This window comes from Pseudomonas silensiensis, from assembly GCF_050434865.1.
Taxonomy (GTDB): Bacteria; Pseudomonadota; Gammaproteobacteria; order Pseudomonadales; family Pseudomonadaceae; genus Aquipseudomonas; species Aquipseudomonas fluorescens_W.
Genome location: NZ_JBNDJH010000012.1, coordinates 133,073 through 153,357, shown reverse-complemented (window position 1 = coordinate 153,357; position 20,285 = coordinate 133,073). Strand labels below are relative to the sequence as shown.

The following is a 20,285-nucleotide window of genomic DNA, read 5'->3' as shown; positions in this document are numbered from 1 at the left end:
AGTGGTTAAACGAGGTTGAAGTCTAGAGTGGTTTTTTCTGTTGATAAGCGCGCTAATAGGCAACCTTTGGTTTTCAAATGGAAACAATCCATGAGCGAGATGGATGATCTGGCAGCGTTTGCGGTGTTGATCGAAGCGGGGAGTTTTACTCTGGCAGCGCAGCAATTGGGGTGCAGCAAGGGGCAGTTATCCAAGCGCATCAGCCAACTGGAATCGCGGTTTTCAGTGGTGCTGCTGCAACGCACCACCCGCCGTTTGAGCCTGACCGCTGCGGGTGCGGCGCTGTTGCCGCAAGCCCAGGCGCTCGTAGTCCAGGTCGAAAGGGCGCGTCAGGCATTGGCGCGGTTGAAGGACGACATGGCTGGACCGGTGCGTATGACGGTTCCGGTTTCGCTGGGGGAAACCTTCTTCGATGGCTTGTTGCTGGAGTTTTCCGGCAAGTACCCCGAGGTGCAGATCGAGCTGGACCTGAGCAACAGCTACCGTGATTTGTCCCGCGACGGGTTTGATCTCGCAGTTCGCTCCGAGGTGGGCAATGACGAGCGCCTGGTGGCCCGGCCGCTATTAGCCTGGCACGAAATGACCTGCGCCAGCCCGGCTTACCTTGAGCAATACGGCGAACCGTTGACGCCTCAAGCGCTCGCTGAACACCGCTGTCTGCTCAACAGTCATTACAGCGGTCGCGAAGAGTGGCTCTATCACCAGCAACACGAATTGCTGCGGGTGCGAGTCTCGGGACCGTTCGCCAGCAACCATTACAGCCTGCTGAAGAAAGCGGCCCTGGCCGGCGCCGGCATTGCGCGGTTGCCGTCCTACCTGCTGCAAGCGGAATTGGCTGACGGACGTTTGCGCTGGATCCTGCGCGATTATCAGACCCGCCGCATGCCGATGTACCTGGTTCACCCGTATCAGGGCGGTTTGCCGAAGCGCACACAGGTGCTGGCGGATTATCTGATTGGCTGGTTCAAGCGCAGCGGTGAAGCGCTGGATCGGCTTTAACGGTAAAGACTGACACCACACAAAACCCCTGTGGGAGCGGGCTTCATTGTTGTTGAGGGGTGTGGCAGGCATAAAAAAAAACGGCCCGAAGGCCGTTTTTTGTTTACCGCGAAGACTCAACCACCCAGGTACGCTTCACGTACTTTCGGGTCAGTCAGCAGCGCTTCCCCAGTGCCTGTCATCACCACCCGGCCGTTCTCCAGAACGTACGCACGATCAGCGATTTTCAGCGCCTGGTTGGCGTTTTGCTCCACCAGAAACACCGTCACGCCATCCTTGCGCAGCTGTTCGATGATGTCGAAGATCTGCTGGATGATGATCGGTGCCAGGCCCAACGAAGGTTCGTCGAGCAGCAACAGCTTGGGTTTGCTCATCAGCGCACGGCCGATGGCGAGCATTTGCTGTTCGCCGCCGGACATGGTGCCGCCGCGTTGGGCAAAGCGCTCTTTCAGGCGTGGGAAAAGTCCGAGGACCTTGTCCATCTGTTCCTGATAATCGCCCTTGTCGGTGAAGAATCCGCCCATGGCGAGGTTTTCTTCCACGGTCAGACGGGCAAACACCCGACGACCTTCCGGCACGACGGCGATGCTCTTGCGCATGATCTGCGAGGAGCTCTGGCCGACCAATTCCTCACCCATGTAGCGGATGCTGCCGCTGTGGGCTTGCGGCGAACCGCAGAGCGTCATCAGCAGGGTCGACTTGCCGGCACCGTTGGCGCCGATCAGGGTCACGATCTCGCCCTGGCGGACTTCGACGTTGACGCTGTGCAGGGCCTGGATCTTGCCGTAGAAGGTGGAAACGTTTTCGAATTGCAGCATTTACGCTTCCCCCAGGTAGGCTTTGATCACTTCGGGATTGTCGCGGATCTGTTCCGGCGTGCCATTGGCCAGAGGCGTGCCCTGGTTGATCACGACGATGTGGTCGGAAATGCTCATGACCAGTTTCATGTCGTGTTCGATCAGCAGCACGGTGACGTTGTGCTCTTCACGCAGCATGCTGATCAGCGCCTTCAGGTCTTCGGTTTCCTTCGGGTTCAGGCCGGCGGCCGGTTCGTCGAGCATGAGGATCCGCGGGCGGGTCATCATGCAGCGAGCGATTTCCAGACGGCGTTGCTGACCGTAGGCCAGGGTGCCGGCCGGACGGTTGGCGAAGGCCTTGAGGTTGACCTTGTCCAGCCAGTACTCGGCGAACTCCATGGCCTCGCGCTCGCTCTTGCGGAACGATGGGGTCTTGAACAGGCCCGCCAGGAAGTTGGTGTTCAGGTGACGGTGCTGGGCGATCAAGAGGTTCTCGACCGCGGTCATGTCCTTGAACAACCGCACGTTCTGAAAGGTGCGCACCACGCCTTTGAGGGCGATCTTGTGGCCGGGCAGGCCTTCGATCGGCTCGCCGTCCAACAGGATGCTGCCGCCACTCGGCTGGTAGAAACCGGTCAGGCAGTTGAACACGGTGGTCTTGCCGGCGCCGTTGGGGCCGATCAGTGCAACCACCTGTTTTTCCTTCACGCTCAGGGCTACGCCGTTGACCGCCAGCAAGCCGCCGAAGCGCATGCTCAGATTTTCGACTTTAAGGATCTCGCGGCTCATTTGCGCAGCTCCATGTGGGGGCGTTGCATAGGCAGCAGACCTTGAGGACGCCAGATCATCATCAGCACCATCAAGGCGCCGAACATCAACATGCGGTATTCACTGAACTCACGCATCATTTCCGGCAACAGGATCATCACCGTGGCGGCGAGTACGACGCCCAGTTGCGAGCCCATGCCACCCAGCACCACGATGGCGAGGATGGTCGCCGACTCGATAAAGGTGAAGGACTCCGGTGTTACCAGGCCCTGACGCGCGGCGAAGAAGCTGCCGGCGAAACCGGCGAAGCACGCACCGAGGGTGAAGGCGGAGAGCTTGATGACGGTAGGATTGAGACCCAACGCACGGCAGGCGATTTCGTCTTCACGCAACGCTTCCCAGGCACGGCCCAGCGGCATGCGCAGCAAGCGGTTGATCACGAACAGCGCGAACAGGGCAAGGAACAAGGCGACCAGGTAAAGGAAGATCACCTTGTTGATCGAGTTGTATTCCAGGCCGAAGTACTCGTGGAAGGTCTGCAGGCCTTCAGCGGCTTTACGTTCGAAGGTCAGGCCGAAGAACGTCGGTTTCTCGATGTTGCTGATGCCGTTCGGACCACCCGTGAGGCCGGTCAGGTTACGCAGGAACAGACGGATGATTTCACCGAAGCCCAGCGTCACGATCGCCAGATAGTCACCGCGCAAACGCAGCACCGGGAAGCCGAGCAGGAAGCCGAAGGTGGCCGCCATCATCCCGGCGATTGGCAGGCAGATCCAGAAGCTCAGACCGTAGTAGTGCGACAGCAGCGCATAGCTGTAGGCGCCGACGGCATAGAAGCCGACGTAACCGAGGTCGAGCAGACCGGCCAGGCCGACCACGATGTTCAGGCCCAGGCCCAGCATCACGTAGATCAGCACCAGCGTGGCGATATCCACCGCACCGCGGGAGCCGAAGAACGGCCAGACCAGCGCACCGATGATCAACGCGATGATGATCCAGCGCTGAGTGGTCGGCAGGGTCAGGAACGTACTGGCCTTGGCCGGCATCACCGGCAGATTTGGCGAGGCTTTCCAGGCCGAGCTGATCTGGTGGTCGAACAACACCCGCAGGAACATCAGCACCGAGCACACGGCGATGGTGATCAGCGTTGTAGTGCTGGTGCCATGGACTTCGAGGTTGATGCCGACAATGGTCAGTTTCAGACCGAGTACCGGGTAGGCAACGGCCCACACCAGCAAGGCGCTGAACAACGCCTGTTTAAGATTCCTAGTCATACTTTTTCAACCTCCGGACGGCCCAACAGGCCGGTTGGCCGGAACAACAACACCAGAACCAATAAGCCGAACGCCACGACGTCCTTGTACTGGTCGCCGAAGATATCGGCACCAAAGGCTTCCGCCACCCCAAGCACGATCCCGCCGAGCATGGCGCCGGGGATGCTGCCGATACCACCCAGTACCGCTGCGGTGAAGGCCTTGAGACCGACCAGGAAGCCGGCGTTCGGGTTGATCACGCCGTACTGCATGCTCAGCAACACAGCCGCGATGGCTGCCAGTGCGGCACCGATGACGAAGGTCAGGGCGATGATGTTGTTGGTGTTGATACCCAAGAGGTTGGCCATCTTGATGTCTTCGGCACAGGCACGGCAGGCGCGACCCAGGCGAGAGCGGGAGATGAACATCGTCAGGCCGAGCATGGCGACAAAGGTCACCACGAACACCACGATTTGCATGTAGGAAATCAGCACTTCTTGTGCGCCACCTGGCCCGATGGAGAAGTTACCAGGGATCAGGTTGGGGATGGATTTGTCCTTGGAGTCTTGCGCCAGCAGAACCGTGTTCTGCAGGAAGATCGACATACCGATGGCGGAAATCAGTGGGATCAGACGGTTGCTGCCGCGCAAAGGGCGGTAGGCGATCCGTTCGATGCTGTAACCGTAGGCACTGGTCACGACAATGGTCGCGAGAAAAGCAGCGGTCATCAACAGCGGAACACTGTCGAGTCCCATCATGGACAGGCCCGCAATGGCGATGAACGCCACGTAGGAACCAATCATGTACACCTCGCCGTGGGCGAAGTTGATCATTCCAATGATGCCGTAAACCATCGTATAGCCGATGGCGATCAGGGCATACGTGCTGCCAATGGTCAGACCATTAACCAGCTGTTGGAAAAAGTGATAGATGTCAGGCATTACAGCGCTCCTAAAAACCTGATACGCATTTCACTGGTGGAGTCATTTTCCCGCTCGAGCCCCGTGGATCTGCATCCACTTCGAACGCGAGGTTTGCCAGCGAACCGCTGATGACGGTTTTGAGATTTTCAGGTGGGGAGACTGGCGGATCACGCCAGCGCGGCCCAATACGTTCGTAAAACAAAGCCCACGGCACGCCGTGGGCTTTGTTGGCAGTCAGTCAGGCAACGCCTTACTGAGGCTTGGCTTCAGTTTTAGGTTTGCCGAAGTGCCACTCGTAAACCACAAATTTGAAGTCTTTCAGGTCGCCCTTGTCGTCGAAGCTCAGGTCGCCAGTCGGCGTCTTGAAGGTGCCTGCGTGGATGGCAGCAGCCACCTTGGCAGTGTCTTCGGACTTGGCAGCCTTGATGCCGTCGGCGATCACTTCCACAGCCGAGTAGGCCGGGAACACGAACGGACCGCTCGGGTCTTCTTTCTTGGCTTTGAACGCATCAGCCAGGGCGATGTTGGCCGGATCCTGGTCGAAGGATTTCGGCAGGGTCACCAGCAAGCCTTCGGAAGCGTCTTTGGCGATTTGCGAAATGGAGTCGTTACCCACGCCTTCCGGACCCATGAACTTGGCTTTCAGGCCTTTTTCCTGTGCTTGACGCAGGATCAGACCCAGCTCCGGGTGGTAGCCGCCGTAGTAAACGAAGTCGACGTTGGCTTGCTTGAGCTTGGAGATCATCGAAGAGAAGTCTTTGTCGCCGGCGTTGATGCCTTCGAACACGGCAACCTTGACGTTTTTGCCTTCCAGGGTTTTCTTCACGGCGGTGGCGATGCCTTCACCGTATTGCTGTTTGTCGTGCAGAACAGCAACGATTTTCGGTTTTACGTGATCGGCAATGTAGTTACCGGCGGCAGGGCCCTGGGCGCTGTCCAGACCGATGGTGCGGAACACCATTTTGTAACCACGGGACGTGATGTCCGGGCTGGTGGCAGCCGGGGTGATCATGATCACGCCTTCGTCTTCGTAAATGTCCGAAGCTGGCTGAGTGGAGCTGGAGCACAGGTGACCGACCACGAACTTGACGCCGTCGTTGACGACTTTGTTCGCGACCGCTACCGCTTGTTTTGGATCACAGGCGTCATCGTATTCAACGGCTTCGAGTTTCTTGCCGTCTACGCCGCCTTTGGCGTTGATCTGTTCAATGGCCATTTTGGCGCCACTGAACTGCATGTCGCCGTATTGGGCTACAGGGCCGGTTTTAGGGCCGGCGATGCCGATCTTGATGGTGTCAGCTGCGAACGAATGGCTGGCAACCCCGGCCAGAACCATAGCGGCAAACAGTTTGGAAATCTGCTTAGTAGCCTTAGTCATAGTGCTCCACTCTTACTGTTGTAGTTTTTATAGTCCTGGCGCCGTAGCAGCAGAACCGGGTCAGATATCTTCGATATCCTCCGGAAAATGCCCCCGGCAACTGTACCGGTACAGTGTAGAGCGCCAATTGTTAGCCTGGGAAGCTGGCGCCAGGGGGCAAAACCTGAGGGTGTCGCTTTATTGAAAGAAAAAGACAGAATGGCGGCGGGGGTTATAGCTGAAATATCAGCAATCCTTGGCTTTCCTGCTGTTTTCAATCGGTAACTCTATTGCATCCGGGTTTTTCTGCCAGACCACCAACGTTATGATTACGTCGATTTCTTTTCCGGACAGGACCCATGACTCAAGAACCTAGCACCCTCTATGCCAAGCTGCTTGGTGAAACCGCATCTATTACCTGGAAAGAGCTGGAGCCGTTCTTCGCCAAGGGTGCCCTATTGTGGGTCGATCCCGGTCTGGATTTGATTGCTGCAGCGGAAGCAATCGCGACCGATGAAGGCGAGAAAGTGGCTGCCTGGCTGGCCGCCGACAAGGTCGCCAAGCTGTCTGAAACGCGGGCGCTGGATCTTTTCGAACGCGATCCGCAGCTGTGGGCAGTGGTCGTTTCGCCGTGGATTCTGATCCAGGAAAGGGCGACGAGCTGAAGTCATGCACTCTATTGGTGCGCGCCTTTGTCGGGCAAAAGTGTGTAGCCGAGTAGCGTGATGGCATGTTGCCGTAGAGAAAGGCCACAGAAGGGTCTTGGCGAGGGTGACGTAAACGTAACGGGAACAGTTTATTGAGCAGCCTGATGGCTGCTTAATTGTTTCTGAATGTTGGATCTGTGGCGAATCTGATGCCGTCATCGCGAGCAGGCTCACTCCTACAGGGGAACGCATTCCAAATGTAGGAGTGAGCCTGCTCGCGATGGCGGCGACTGGGTCTGGCGTCAGACCGAGAACGTCTTGCCGGTATGGTTATTCAGCGAAATAACCTTGGTCTTGCCAATGCGGTGACGATAAATCTCGCGCAAGTACTTGATCGACTTCTTCACGCAATCCCGGGACAGACGAATGTCATTGATCGAGACGAACTTGTCTTTGTCATTGATCAGCTCGCGGTACTTCTTCTCGTACATCGGTTTGATCGCGTACCAGTTGGTGTCGAGGATCTTCGCCGGGTTCTCGAACTCATTCAGCAGCTCGTCGATCCGGTCTTCGTCGAACTCTTCATTAATGATGAAGTCCAGGATCGAGTTATCCAGGGTTTCGTCAAAGCGGTACGGGGTTTTCGCGAAACAACGCTTGATGAAGGCCACGATCAGCGTCAGGAAATCGTCCGACAGGCACGGGCTCTTGGCGATCAGGGTGGTCAGCGACAAGTTGGCCGAGGCGCCGATGACCAGCGCATAACGCTTGAGCGTGGTGTTCGGGAACAGGCTGTTGAGGTGGGTCTTCAACCGGTTCAAGTCCATGTAGGACAGCTTGTAGTCCTTCGGCAGCGAAACAATCGAGACCACCGACGAGCAGTTCTTGAAGAAGTGCAGGTCGTGCAACGCGGCCGCGTCGTAACCCGAATTCTTGTACTGCTCCAGCGAGGCGCGATAGCGCTTGGATTCGATCGGCAGCAGGCTGATGCCTTCGATTGCCTGGGTCACTTTGTTGAAGTGCGGCAAGTCGATGGAGCGGAAGAACAGGTCGTCGATGTTCAGGCGCTGCGGTTCTTTCTCGAACACCTTGAACTTGTCGCTGCTCGGCGGCGGAGTTTCCGGCACCACGGACTCGGCGTAGGCAATCGCTACCGGACCGGCCAGGCTCATGAACAGGTCGTTGGCGTCCAGGCGAATGGTTTCGCCAATGTCGATGCCGGCGCGACGGAAATAGTTCTGGTCGTAGTCGGTGGTAACCGCCTGAGCCGTCAGAATGTTGAAGATCTGCTGTGAGATGTACTGGTTAGCGTGCTTTTCCATCGCGTTGACGTCGATGTTCTGAATGTTGCCGTCATCGCTTTCTTCGGCGTAACGCATGATGTCGTTGGAGATCAGCATCATGGCGTTCCATGGGCGGATACGGCCCATGACACTGGCTTCGCTGCTGTCTTCGTTGGCGAAGTTGTAGGAGAAGTCCCACTCTTCCGACAGGTATTTACACAGCAGGCGACCGGCGTTGATGTGCAGCGCCTCGGACATTTCGCTGCGATGATCGGAAATGTTCGGCAACACGCAGATGCCGCTGGTGAAGATCGGCTCGAAGACGAAGGAATGACCGCTCTTGCCGTCGTGCTCGTCCATCGGCTTGGTGTCGAACGTCTTGTTCATGTACGAGTGTTGCTGGGCCAGGCCGAACTCCGAGGCCATGCCCGAACCGGTACCGCCGCCGGCACTGAAGATCGAGAAATACAGGCGCGACTGGTTGGCCTTGATCCCGCAGCTGTCGATCAGGTACGAATGAATCATCTTCCAGTCAGGGCTGGAGAAACGCTGGGTGTCCTTGTTCAGGATGATCTTGGCCAGGTACTGACCGAGGATCGGCGCGTTACCGGCGCCACCGGCGTGGACTTCCGACAAGTCCATTATTTTCATTTTGCTGTAGTCGCGCAGGAAACCGCTTTTTTCGCCCTTGCGCGAGAAACGGATGCGGCCGGCGATGTCTTTGTCCAAGTCGCCGAGCATGACCAGCGGCTCTACCAGGAACACCGGTTTGGTGGCCTTGTTCGACCCCAGGCGCAGGTTGTTGCGAATCCACTGTGCCGGGCTGTAGCCCTTTTCGGCGAAGCGTTTTTCCGGCGACAGGCGATCTTCGTTATTGAATTCATTGAGGTAGAACTTGCGGGCGTTGTACACCAGCTCCGCAACGTCCAGCGCGATGTTCGAACCGCAGCGGCCCAGGCCGATCAGGCACACCGAGGGGAATTCCTGATCGCTGTGATGTTCGCTGTCGCCTTCCAGATGCGGTGGGCGCGGGAACACCATGTCACGCAGACCATCGAGGTTATCGAGGATGCGGTCGGTGTTGGTTTCGGTGAAGTACAGGTATTGCTGAGTCGACAACGGGCGCGATGGCGTCAATGGCTTCGACGGTGCGGGACTGTTTGCCGCGGGGCTCAACGTCAGATCGGATATCGCAGGGGCCGGATTATTTTTAGAAGTCATTGTGCGCCATGTACCTGGGCTGGTTGGTTGAGCGACACGATGTCGTCGAACCATCACGGATGGGATCTCGCGTCTTTTTTCAGCGCGTATTTGGCCCAAGCGTCAGGGCCTTGGCCTGAGCATTACTCGGGGGAATCCTTTCCTAAGTCATGATGAATCGGCCAATATTCGCCAATCTTTAATCAAAAGGAGGCCAGATGATGGCATCGTTACCTTCGCTCGGATTTGCCGGGGTCGGCCTGATGGGCTTGCCAATGTGCCGGCGCTTGCTGGCAGCGGGTTATCCGCTGACGGTGTGGAACCGCAATCCAGCCAAGTGCGCGCCGCTGGTCGAGGCCGGTGCACGACAGGTCGCCACGCCGGCTGAGCTGTGCCGGCACGCCGACGTGGTGATGCTGTGCCTGGCGGACACCTCGGTGGTTCGTGAGGTGGTGTTTGGCCCGGCCGGTGTTGCCGAGGGGGCGAAAAGCGGTCAGTTGCTGGTGGATTTTTCCAGCCTTGAACCCACCGCGACGCGGGACATGGCGACAGCGCTGGTCAGCCAAACCGGCATGAGCTGGCTGGATGCACCCGTGTCCGGCGGAGTGGTCGGCGCCGAGGCTGGCAGCCTGGCGATCATGGTGGGCGGTGAAGCGGCGGATCTTGAGCGCGTCAGGCCTGTGCTGTTGAGCCTCGGCCAGCGCGTGACCCACATGGGCGCCGTCGGAGCGGGGCAGGTGACCAAGGCCTGCAATCAGATGATCGTCGCCTGCAACGCGCTGGTGATCGCCGAAGTGGTGGCGCTGGCCGAGCGTTCCGGGGTGCAGGCCAGCCTGATCGCCGAGGCTCTGGCCGGCGGGTTTGCCGATTCAAAGCCGTTACAGATCCTTGCTCCGCAAATGGCCGAAAGCCGTTTTGAACCGGTGAAATGGCATGTGCGCACGCTGCTCAAGGACCTCGACACCGCGGTGAAGTTTTCCCGTGAGCAAGGCTCGGCCACGCCGATCAGTGGACTGGCCGCACAACTGATGCGCCTGCATGGGGGGCAGGGGTTTCTGGAAAAAGATCCGTCGACGCTAGTGCAGTTGTACCGCGAACCAGACTCAAAGGGCTGACAGTGTACGGGTGCTTGCGCTGGTTGATTTCGCTCAGCACGGGACGCAATTGCGCCAGCGGTACCGGACGACTGAGCAGGTAGCCCTGCACGAAGTCGCAGCCGTTACGCTCCAGAAACTCGTATTGCTCAAGGGTTTCGACGCCTTCGGTGACTACCTGCAAATGCAGCGTGTGGGCCATGACGATGATCGCTTGTACGATTTCCATGTCCTGGGTGGCCTTGGGAATGTCCTGGATGAACGAGCGGTCGATCTTCAGCGTGTTGAGTGGCAGCCGTTTGAGATAGGCCAGAGATGAATAACCGGTGCCGAAGTCATCAATCGACAGCGACACGCCGAGGGCACGAATCTGGCGCAGCAACACCAGCGTATCGGCGATGTTGCCCATCAGCGCATTTTCGGTCACCTCCAGTTCCAGCCGCTGCGGCGCCACTCCGGAGACCCGTAGCGCGTGTTCGATTTCATCGGCCAAATCTTCGCGCGCCAGGTTCAGGGGCGAGCAGTTCACGGTGATGCGCAAGTCCTCGCAACCCTGACGCGACAATTCGCCCAGATCCTCACAGGCTTTGCGCAGGACCCAGTTGTCCAGTTCGGCGATCAGGCCGTTGGCCTCGGCGATGGCAATGAACCGGTCCGGTGCCAGCAGTCCGTGAACCGGATGTTGCCAGCGTACCAGCGCTTCAAGTTTGCTGACCTGAGCGGTTTTCAGGTCGTAGATCGGTTGGTAATAGAGCATCAGTCCGGTGTTTTCACGCAGGGCGTGGCGCAGCTCTTCTTCGAGTTGCAGTTCCAGCGTCGCGCGGGTTTTCAGGTCTTCGCTGAAGAAATTCAGGCCATTGCGCCCGCCGTCCTTAGACTGATACAGCGCCAGGTCAGCGTTTTTCAGCAACTCTTCACAGGTCTTGCCATCTTCCGGAAACAAGCTGATGCCGATACTGGTGGTCATGACCATGCGCCGCCCTGACAGCTCGATGGGCTCCTTCATTTTCGTCATGATGCGCTGGGCCATGTGCCGCGCTTCATCACGATCATGCAGGCCGATGAGGATGCAAAACTCGTCGCCTCCGAAGCGCGCCACCACATCTTCGTGGCTGCGTACCGAACACTTTATGTGGGTGGCCAGGACTTTGAGCAATTCGTCGCCGGCATCATGGCCGAGGCTGTCGTTGATTCGCTTGAAATGGTCGATGTCCAGGAACAGCACCGCCAGCATGCCGCCTTCGTTGGTTTTCTCGATGAGCTTCTCGGCAAAAATCTGGTTGAAGCCACGACGGTTGATCAGGTTGGTCAGGGGGTCGTAGTGCGCCACCTGTTGTAGCGACATCCTCGCCTGGTCCAGTTGACTGAGCAGGGCGTTGACCCGTTGCAGGTCGCGCTCCTTGTTTTGCAGCTTCTTGTCCGCCAGCGCCGCGCTGATGCTGCTGCCGATGATCAGCAACGTCATGATCGCCACTGTCAGACCCAGTTGCAGATGATTGTTTGCGCCGGGCAGCGGCGGGAGGCTGTCGGCGGGCAGCACCAGATTGAAGGCGGCCATGCCGGTGAAGTGCATGCTGATGATGCCTGCCCCGAGCACCAGACTGGCGCTGTATTTGAGCAGTTGATGGAACAGACCGGTACCGTCGCGCAGATGACTTGATATCAGCAGGGCTGCAAGGCAGGCACCGATGGCGATCACGATGGAGAGGGCGAATAGCGTGGGTTGGTAATAGGCCATCGCACTCGAACGCATGGCGCTCATGCCCACGTAATGCATGGTGGCGATGCCCAGGCCAATGCAGATCGACGCCTGGAGATATTGCCAAAAACTCAGGCGGGGATGACTGAGCGTATGCATGGCCAGCCATGAGGCGAGCAGGGCGATCAACAGAGAAAGGAGCGTGATGGGTAATTCATATTGAATGTCGATCGGCGCCTGAAACGCGAGCATGCCAATGAAGTGCATGGCCCATATCCCGCCCGCCAGGCAACTGGCACCGACCCAGCGCCAGAGCCGCTGCGAGGCGGGTTTTTCCACGTGACCGACCCGTTCGGCCATGTCCAATGTGGCAAAGCTGCCGACACAGGCGACCAGATAAGCCAGCAGTACCAGAAAAGGGTCATGTGTGCTGTTGAGTATTACCTGGCCGTTCGCCGTCAGCTCGGTAATGAAATGCAAACCAAGCCACTCCATAGCATGCCCCGTTGTCATCCTGGCTGTCGCCATGAACGCTGGCGAATGCTTTGGAGTATAGAAGGCGTGTTTAGAGTGCAAACCATAGTGGCAAATTGGCGCTAACCATTTTGGAATGAGCGTTAGAGCGTTTGGAAATAAATGGTGTATCAGCTGCGACATCTTCCATGGGGGGGTATCAGCTTTACAAATAGTGACAGACAGCTCTGGCGGGCCTGACTAGATTGCAGGTTCCGGGCTCGGATGCGTTGGCAGTGAAGCCCCAATAACAATAAAAGAGACGGACCCATGCAGAACTCGACCCAAGCGGCGAATGCCTGGCGCATTCTGTTCCTGCTGTTCCTGGCCAACCTGTTCAACTTCTTCGATCGCACCATTCCGGCCATCATCATCGAACCGATCCGCATGGAATGGCACCTCAGCGACTTTCAGCTGGGGATCATCGGTACCGCATTCACCCTCGTTTATGCCATTGCCGGCCTGCCTCTGGGGCGGATGGCCGATACCGGTTCACGCAGCAAATTGATGGGCTGGGGCCTGGCGGCGTGGAGCGGGCTGACAGCCGTCAACGGACTGGTGGGGAGTTTCTGGGCTTTCCTGATCGTGCGCATGGGCATCGGCATCGGTGAAGCCAGTTACGCACCGGCCGCCAACTCGCTGATCGGCGACCTGTTCCCGGCCCACCGCCGGGCGCGGGCGATGGGTATCTTCATGCTGGGGCTGCCATTGGGGCTGCTGCTGGCGTTCTTCACTATCGGCGCGATGGTCAAGGCCTTCGACAGTTGGCGCGCGCCGTTCTTTATCGCGGCAGTGCCGGGGCTGATCCTGGCGATCTTCATGTTCTACATCAAAGAACCGAAACGCGGCGCCGCCGAGAGTGTGCAAGTCTCGCAGGAGCGCGTAGACCGGCCGATCCGTCGAGTGCTGGCGGTGCCGACTTTCCTGTGGCTGGTGATGGCGGGGCTGTGCTTCAACTTCGCGACCTATGCCTGCAACTCGTTTCTGGTGCCGATGCTGCAGCGCTATTTCCTGATGCCGTTGCAGGAAGCGGCGGTGGCAACCGGGGTGATTGTTGGCGTGACCGGGTTGTTCGGCCTGACACTGGGCGGTTGGGTGGCTGACAAGATTCATCAGCGGGTGGCCAATGGGCGACTGCTGTTTGCCGCGTTCAGCTTGATCATCTCGACCGTGTGCACGGCTTGGGCGCTGCATTCCGGGCGGATCGAGATCGGGGTATTTGTGGCGGTGTTCAGTGTGGGCTGGTTGTTTGCCTACAACTTCTACACCTGCGTTTACACCGCCATTCAGGACGTAGTCGAGCCGCGCTTGCGGGCTACGGCCATGGCGCTGTTCTTTGCCGGGTTGTATTTGTTGGGTGGTGGTTTGGGACCGGTGGTGGTGGGCGCATTGTCCGACCACTTTGCGCATACGGCGATGCTCACGGCCGGTGCTGAACAGATGACCGAGGCGTTCAAGGCTGTCGGCTTGCATGACGCGATGTATTTGATCCCGGTAGCGCTGTTTTTCACCATGGTGTTTCTGTTCCTGGCTTCGCGGTGTTTTGTGCGCGATGCCAAGCGGATGAAGGAAGGGTTAGTGGCGGTGGTTGAGCCACAAATTCCGGCGGTCACTGCGTAAGAGGAGCGAGCACGAAACTTGTGGCGAGGGAGCAAGCTCCCTCGCCACATTGGTTCAGCGTCAAACCATAAAAAAGGCCCGCATCGCTGCGGGCCTTTTGTTTTAGCAGTGGAGCAGGGGAGTTAACCCGCCACCAACACCCGAATCGCTTCCAGTCGCAGCGCAGCCTTATCGAGCATGGCCAGGCCTTGCTCGCGCTGATTGCGCAAGGCAACCAGTTCGCTGTCACGCACGGTCGGGTTGACCGCTTGCAACGCGGTCAGGCGCGCCAGTTCTTCATCGGTATCAGCCGCGAGGCGACGTTGCGCCTCAGCCACGCGTTCGGCGTGACGCGGGAAGATCTTCTCTTCGCCAGCGTTGATCCGTGGCGTCAGCTGATCGCGCTGGGCCTGGATGAACTTGTTGGCGCTGGCACGCGGTACGCTTTCCAGCTGATCGTTAAGGGTTTCGAACGACACACGGGCCGACAGGTCGTTGCCATTGGCATCGAGCAGGCAGCGCAGGGCGGCCGGTGGCAGGTAACGGCCCAGTTGCAGCGAGCGCGGGGCAACCACTTCGCTGACGTAAAGCAGTTCCAGCAACACGGTGCCAGGTTTCAGCGCCTTGTTCTTGATCAGCGCCACGGCGGTGTTGCCCATGGAACCGGACAAGACCAGGTCCATGCCGCCTTGCACCATCGGGTGTTCCCAGGTGATGAACTGCATGTCTTCGCGAGACAGCGCCTGGTTGCGGTCGTAAGTGATGGTCACGCCTTCGTCGTCGCCCAGCGGGAAGCTGGCGTCGAGCATTTTTTCGCTCGGCTTGAGGATCAGCGCGTTTTCCGAGTGGTCTTCGCTGTCGATGCCGAACGCGTCGAACAGGGTTTCCATGTAGATCGGCAGGGCGAATTGATCGTCTTGTTCGAGGATGTCCTCGACCAGCGCATCACCTTCGCCAGCGCCGCCGGAGTTGAGCTCCAGCAAACGGTCACGGCCAGTGTGCAGCTCGGCTTCAAGACGTTCACGCTCGGCGCGGGCTTCGTCGATCAGTGCTTGCCACTCGCCGTCGTCGGCATTTTCCAGCAGCGGCAGCAGGCGCGGGCCGAACTGATGCTGCAAGGCGTTGCCGGTCGGGCAGGTGTTGAGGAACGCGTTCAGCGCTTCGTGGTACCACTGGAACAGACGCTCTTGCGGGCTGGTTTCCAGGTACGGCACGTGCAGTTCGATGATGTGCTTCTGGCCGATCCGGTCCAGACGACCGATACGCTGCTCCAGCAGGTCCGGGTGCGAGGGCAGATCGAACAGCACCAGGTGGTGCGAGAACTGGAAGTTACGACCTTCACTGCCGATTTCCGAGCAGATCAGCACTTGCGCGCCAAATTCTTCGTCGGCGAAGTAGGCGGCGGCGCGGTCACGCTCGAGGATGTTCATGCCTTCGTGGAAGACCGTGGCCGGAATGCCGGAACGCACGCGCAGGGCGTCTTCCAGGTCCATGGCGGTTTCAGCGTGGGCGCAGATCACCAGCACTTTGGTGCGCTTGAGCATCTTCAGCTGATCGATCAGCCACTCGACGCGCGGGTCGAATTTCCACCAGCGTTCTTCTTCGTTGGCGTCCGGCTGGGCCTGGAAGCTGACTTCCGGGTACAGCTCGGCGTGATCACCCAACGGCAGTTCGAGGTATTCGTCGGGGCATGGCAGCGGGTACGGATGCAGCTTGCGCTCCGGGAAACCCGCCACGGCGGCGCGGGTGTTGCGGAACAGCACGCGGCCGGTGCCGTGGCGGTCAAGCAGTTCGCGGACCAGGCGGGCGCTGGCTTCGGTGTCGCCATCGTTGACCGCCGTCAGCAAGGCTTCGCCTTCGTTGCCGAGGAAACCATGAATGGTCTTGTGTGCTTCAGGCGACAGGCGCCCTTTGTCCAGCAGCTCCTGAACGGCTTCGGCCACCGGGCGATAGTTTTCGCTCTCGGCGCGGAAGGCGTGCAGGTCATGGAAACGGTTCGGATCGAGCAGGCGCAGGCGCGCGAAGTGGCTGTCCTGACCCAGTTGTTCCGGGGTCGCGGTCAGCAGCAGGACGCCGGGAATGACTTCGGCCAGTTGCTCGACCAGCGAATACTCAGGGCTGGCCTTGTCTTCATGCCACACCAGGTGGTGCGCTTCGTCGACGACCATCAGGTCCCAACCGGCGGCGAACAGCGCGTCCTGGGCTTTCTCGTCGTCCACCAGCCACTCGAGTGCAACCAGCGCGAGCTGGGTGTCTTCGAACGGGTTGGCGGCATCGCTTTCGATGAAGCGTTCTTCGTCGAACAGCGCAACTTGCAGGTTGAAGCGGCGGCGCATCTCGACCAGCCACTGGTGCTGCAGGTTCTCCGGAACCAGGATCAGCACGCGGTTGGCGCGGCCCGAGAGCAGTTGGCGATGGATCACCAAACCGGCTTCGATGGTTTTACCCAGGCCCACTTCGTCTGCCAGCAAAACCCGCGGCGCAATGCGGTCGGCGACTTCACGGGCGATGTGCAGCTGGTGCGCGATCGGTTGCGCACGCACGCCACCGAGGCCCCAAAGCGCGGACTGCAATTGGCGGCTGGTGTGTTCCAGGGTGTTGTAGCGCAGGGAGAACCAGGCCAGCGGGTCGATCTGCCCGGCGAACAAACGATCGCTGGCCAGACGGAACTGAATGAAGTTCGACAGTTGGGTTTCCGGGAGGGTAACCACTTCGTTATGCCCGTTGAGGCCGTGGTAAACCAGCAGGCCGTCGACGTCGTCGACTTCTTGTACGGTCAGTTTCCAGCCTTCGAAGTGAGTGATCGAGTCACCCGGCGAAAACCGCACGCGGGTAAGGGGCGCATTCCGTAGCGCGTACTGGCGAGTCTCGCCAGTGGCCGGGTAGAGCACGGTCAACAAGCGGCCGTCCTGTGCCAGAACGGTGCCTAAACCCAGCTCGGCTTCGCTGTCACTGATCCAGCGTTGCCCCGGTTGATACTGCTGCGCCATGCTGCCTGACTCCCACCTTGAAAAAGCGGGCTATCTTAACGGAATGAGGGCTTCAGGGCCAAAGGACTCTCATAAAAACTCGCAGTCTTACGTTAGTCCAACGATGCAGCGCATGCAGGTCGGGGCACCTATTCGTGCCAAACGGGTCACAGTTTGCGACCGATGGCTCAAGTCGCCATCCCCGCAGCCGACAGCCTGCTGACAGGAGACTAATAATTATGCTGCCACCGATGCTCCCCTTGAGTGCCGTGCCAATCACCTCACAGCAGGATCCGATTCGCCAGCGGCCGGATATTCCGCCCGTGGTACCGGTGCAGGAAAGCTCCAACGAAAGCACCATCGACCTGCAACAGCGCGATCCGGAAGAGGCGGCGTTTCAGCTGCGCGAGGAACAGCGCCGCAAGCAGGAACAGCAAAGACGCCGCCGCGAAGCCAATGAGGATCCTGAAGCACACCTGGCGATTCCCGGTAACCAGCTTAACGCCGACAATACCGTACCAGTGGCGCCGTTGATGGAAGATCAGCCACGGCAGGGTTTGTGGGTCGATATCCAGATTTAAAGTCACGGCTGGTCAGCGCCGCCCTCAGACCGCATTATTGGTACATCCTTGCCAGCAGACACGGCAACTGAACTTCATTCCAAGCGATGCACTGAGCACCATGAGCCAAGACGACAAGCTGATCGACCTCAACGCCGAACGCGCCAAGCGAGTTCATGACCTTAATGAAAAGCGCCTGAACGAAGTACGCCAGGCGTTCGAGCACGCCATGCCGTTGGGTAAAGCGAAGAAAAAGCCGAAGAACAAACCGAAAAAGCGTTGAAACACCCTGCATCGGTTGATGCAGGTCAGTTATTTCCCCTCCTTTACGCCCAGTCTCGGGCGACATTGATCCCGGTCAATTCTTTCTCCTGCCTGATTGGTTAACTTAGCCCCATCGCAACAAGGCAAGTGCAGGAGGCCAATCATGTTTTTCGATAACGTGGTGATCGCCGGAGTGCTGACAGTTAGCCTCATGGTTCTGTTTTTTGCAGGGTTTGGATTTTTTATCTGGAAGGATTCGCAAAAGCGCAAACCGTAGATCTTTCTGGAAGCAATGAGCACGCAAGGCATTTTGGGCAACTTCGGTTGCCCTTTTTTTTGCCCACGAATTTCTATCGAGGTACACAGTCAACTGTGGGAGCGGGCTTGCCCGCGATAGCGGTATGTCTGTTACATCGATGTCGGATCTGCCGCCGTCATCGCGGGCAAGCCCGCTCCCACAGGGATAGGTGGTGTGGCGAAGTTTTCAGCAATAAAAAAGGCGCGAACCTCACGGAACGCGCCTTTTTTAGCAGCGGTATATCAGCTGCCCAGTGCCTTCGATGCCAGCCAGAACAGGCCGGCCGACAGGGCCACTGTGGCTGGCAGGGTCAGGACCCAGGCCAGCAGGATGGTTTTGACGGTGCCACCTTGCAGGCCACTCTTATTGGCGACCATGGTCCCGGCCACGCCCGAGGACAGGACGTGGGTGGTGGACACTGGAAGGCTGAAGATGTTGGCCATGCCGATCAGGCTCGCGGTGGTGATCTGTGCCGACATGCCTTGGGAGTAAGTCATGCCCTGCTTGCCGATCTTCTCGCCGATGGTCAGGACCACACGCTTCCAGCCCACCATGGTACCCAGGCCGAGGGCCAGGGCGACCGCCAGAATCACCCAGAACGGGGCGTATTCGGTGGTGGTGGTCAGGTCTTTGCGCAGCTTGTCCAGGTCAGCCTTTTCACGGGGAGCCAGGCCAGGCAGCTTGCTGACTTTCTTCGCCGTGTCGTCCAGGCAGAGCAGGTAGCGACGCACTTCGATGCGGCTTTCCGACGGCAGCGAGTGGTAGTCCGCTACACCTTTAAGGGTGCCGAGCAGGGCGGTGATGGTCGGTTCGGTCTGTTGCGGGTTGCAACGGAATTTCTCCGGCAGGTCACCTTCCACGCTTTTGCCCAGGGCCAGGAATTCACCCAGCGTATCGGCATTGCGCTTGTAGAACTGGCTCAGGTGCAGGGTCGCGTCGCGAGTCCGTTCGATCTGGTAGGTCGTGCTGCCCAGGTCGAGTACGAACTGCGCCGGAACGATACCGATCAGCACCAGCATGATCAGGCCGATACCTTTCTGGCCATCGTTGGAACCGTGCACGAAGCTCACGGCCATTGCGGAGATGACCAGCACCAGGCGGTTCCAGAACGGCGGGTGTTTCTTGTCGTCGATCTTGCGGCGCTGTTCCGGCGTCTTGTGCATCTTCGACAGTGGACGCCACCATTTAAGGCCGATCAATATCAGCGCTGCGAGCAGGAAGCCCGCCATCGGCGAGAACACCAGGGAGGCACCGATATCGATCGCCTTCTGCCAGTTCACGCCATCGGCCAACGGAATGTCGTTGATCAGGGCGTTGGCCAGGCCGACACCGAGGATCGAACCGATCAGCGTGTGGGAGCTGGAAGCCGGGATACCGAAGTACCAGGTGCCCAGGTTCCAGGTGATGGCGGCGGCGAGCAGCGAGAACACCATGGCCAGTCCGTGACCGGTGTTCACATTGATCAGCAGCTCTACCGGCAGCAGGTGGACGATGGCATACGCCACGCCGACACCGCCCAGCAGAACGCCGAGAAAGTTGAACACACCGGAAAAGAACACCGCCAGATGAGGCGGCATGGCTTTGGTGTAGATAACAGTAGCCACCGCGTTAGCGGTGTCATGAAAGCCGTTGATGAACTCGAAGGCGAGGACAAAGGCCAGGGCGAGCAAGAGGCTCACAAGCACCCAAGCATCTAGTCCGCTGAATAAATCGATCATGAAGGTTTTCTGACCCGGTCGTAAGGGGGCGCGATTATGCCAGAAAAGACTGCTAATCGATGCACTAGGTGCTCATCGGTAACATTCTTCAACGAATTAATTTGTCGCAGCAGCCCAAGCCCCGGGTTTTTACCGGGTTTTGCAAGTCATTGAATTTCTTTGAAAAGGCCGCAGCCACAAGGCGTCCTCTCGTAGGAGCAAGAGGTTTTAACGCTTGTGTGAAATATCTGAAAAGAGGGCCAGACATGCGCCATTTGCCTCATCCCAGGGGTGAGGTGGCCGCTGCCCGCTGGTAGCGGGCGCGAAAGGCATCATCGATACATCCCGTTTTTAACGGGTGCAGA

General features: G+C 58.7%; 16 protein-coding genes. 7 read left to right on the top strand and 9 right to left on the bottom strand.

The features are described 5' to 3' along the window. The first annotated feature begins 90 nt into the window (after positions 1 to 90). A complete protein-coding gene (locus QF010_RS18565; protein WP_033059024.1) occupies positions 91 to 999 on the top strand; it encodes a LysR family transcriptional regulator in 909 nt (302 codons plus the stop codon). Between the two features lie 116 nt (positions 1,000 to 1,115). Here QF010_RS18565 and QF010_RS18560 read toward each other — a convergent pair whose 3' ends face one another. The 5 genes from QF010_RS18560 to QF010_RS18540 all read right to left on the bottom strand — a co-directional run bounded on the left by QF010_RS18560 (position 1,116) and on the right by QF010_RS18540 (position 6,118). Continuing rightward, positions 1,116 to 1,817: an ABC transporter ATP-binding protein gene (locus QF010_RS18560; RefSeq protein WP_008147292.1), complete on the bottom strand. Its 702-nt coding sequence runs from the start codon at positions 1,815 to 1,817 to the stop codon at positions 1,116 to 1,118. Next, entirely contained in the window at positions 1,818 to 2,585 is a 768-nt protein-coding gene (gene livG / locus QF010_RS18555) for a high-affinity branched-chain amino acid ABC transporter ATP-binding protein LivG (RefSeq protein WP_033059026.1), read from the bottom strand. Continuing rightward, a complete protein-coding gene (locus tag QF010_RS18550) occupies positions 2,582 to 3,838 on the bottom strand; it encodes a high-affinity branched-chain amino acid ABC transporter permease LivM (protein WP_033059027.1) in 1,257 nt (418 codons plus the stop codon). The genes livG and QF010_RS18550 overlap by 4 nt, the downstream gene beginning before the upstream one ends. Next, the gene (livH, locus tag QF010_RS18545) at positions 3,835 to 4,758 is read right to left on the bottom strand and encodes a high-affinity branched-chain amino acid ABC transporter permease LivH (protein ID WP_033059029.1); all 924 of its coding nucleotides are present in this window, start codon (positions 4,756 to 4,758) and stop codon (positions 3,835 to 3,837) included. The genes QF010_RS18550 and livH overlap by 4 nt, the downstream gene beginning before the upstream one ends. A gap of 232 nt (positions 4,759 to 4,990) precedes the next feature. Continuing rightward, entirely contained in the window at positions 4,991 to 6,118 is a 1,128-nt protein-coding gene (locus tag QF010_RS18540) for a branched-chain amino acid ABC transporter substrate-binding protein (protein ID WP_033059031.1), read from the bottom strand. Between the two features lie 338 nt (positions 6,119 to 6,456). On the opposite strand from QF010_RS18540, the gene QF010_RS18535 reads away from it, so the two are divergent. After that, complete coding sequence (locus QF010_RS18535; RefSeq protein ID WP_429533646.1) at positions 6,457 to 6,762, top strand: DUF2288 domain-containing protein; 306 nt, start codon at positions 6,457 to 6,459, stop codon at positions 6,760 to 6,762. A gap of 284 nt (positions 6,763 to 7,046) precedes the next feature. Here the strand turns inward: QF010_RS18535 and QF010_RS18530 are convergent, their stop codons facing one another. Further along, positions 7,047 to 9,248 (bottom strand): hypothetical protein, encoded by a 2,202-nt coding sequence (locus QF010_RS18530; protein WP_033059034.1) that lies wholly within the window; start codon positions 9,246 to 9,248, stop codon positions 7,047 to 7,049. A gap of 197 nt (positions 9,249 to 9,445) precedes the next feature. Here QF010_RS18530 and QF010_RS18525 point away from each other — a divergent pair, with 197 nt between their 5' ends. After that, positions 9,446 to 10,342, top strand: coding sequence for an NAD(P)-dependent oxidoreductase (locus QF010_RS18525; RefSeq protein WP_082459161.1), 897 nt, complete (start codon positions 9,446 to 9,448; stop codon positions 10,340 to 10,342). Here QF010_RS18525 and QF010_RS18520 read toward each other — a convergent pair. After that, entirely contained in the window at positions 10,233 to 12,515 is a 2,283-nt protein-coding gene (locus QF010_RS18520) for a putative bifunctional diguanylate cyclase/phosphodiesterase (protein ID WP_429533645.1), read from the bottom strand. The genes QF010_RS18525 and QF010_RS18520 overlap by 110 nt on opposite strands. 288 nt (positions 12,516 to 12,803) lie before the next feature. Between QF010_RS18520 and QF010_RS18515 the strand changes: the two genes are divergently transcribed. After that, entirely contained in the window at positions 12,804 to 14,153 is a 1,350-nt protein-coding gene (locus tag QF010_RS18515) for a spinster family MFS transporter (protein ID WP_033059039.1), read from the top strand. Positions 14,154 to 14,275: 122 nt separating this feature from the next. Here QF010_RS18515 and rapA read toward each other — a convergent pair whose 3' ends face one another. Continuing rightward, positions 14,276 to 17,122, bottom strand: coding sequence for an RNA polymerase-associated protein RapA (rapA, locus tag QF010_RS18510; protein ID WP_429533644.1), 2,847 nt, complete (start codon positions 17,120 to 17,122; stop codon positions 14,276 to 14,278). Between the two features lie 218 nt (positions 17,123 to 17,340). On the opposite strand from rapA, the gene QF010_RS18505 reads away from it, so the two are divergent. From QF010_RS18505 to ccoM, 3 genes are all read left to right on the top strand, one after another. Next, the gene (locus tag QF010_RS18505) at positions 17,341 to 17,682 is read left to right on the top strand and encodes an aspartate-semialdehyde dehydrogenase (RefSeq protein WP_429533643.1); all 342 of its coding nucleotides are present in this window, start codon (positions 17,341 to 17,343) and stop codon (positions 17,680 to 17,682) included. 100 nt (positions 17,683 to 17,782) lie between these two features. Next, entirely contained in the window at positions 17,783 to 17,944 is a 162-nt protein-coding gene (locus QF010_RS18500) for a hypothetical protein (protein ID WP_095128014.1), read from the top strand. A gap of 144 nt (positions 17,945 to 18,088) precedes the next feature. Next, the gene (ccoM, locus tag QF010_RS18495) at positions 18,089 to 18,202 is read left to right on the top strand and encodes a cytochrome c oxidase subunit CcoM (protein ID WP_033059045.1); all 114 of its coding nucleotides are present in this window, start codon (positions 18,089 to 18,091) and stop codon (positions 18,200 to 18,202) included. 263 nt (positions 18,203 to 18,465) lie between these two features. On the opposite strand, the gene QF010_RS18490 is transcribed toward ccoM, so the two are convergent. Next, positions 18,466 to 19,941, bottom strand: coding sequence for an inorganic phosphate transporter (locus QF010_RS18490; RefSeq protein ID WP_033060956.1), 1,476 nt, complete (start codon positions 19,939 to 19,941; stop codon positions 18,466 to 18,468). Positions 19,942 to 20,285 lie beyond the last annotated feature (344 nt).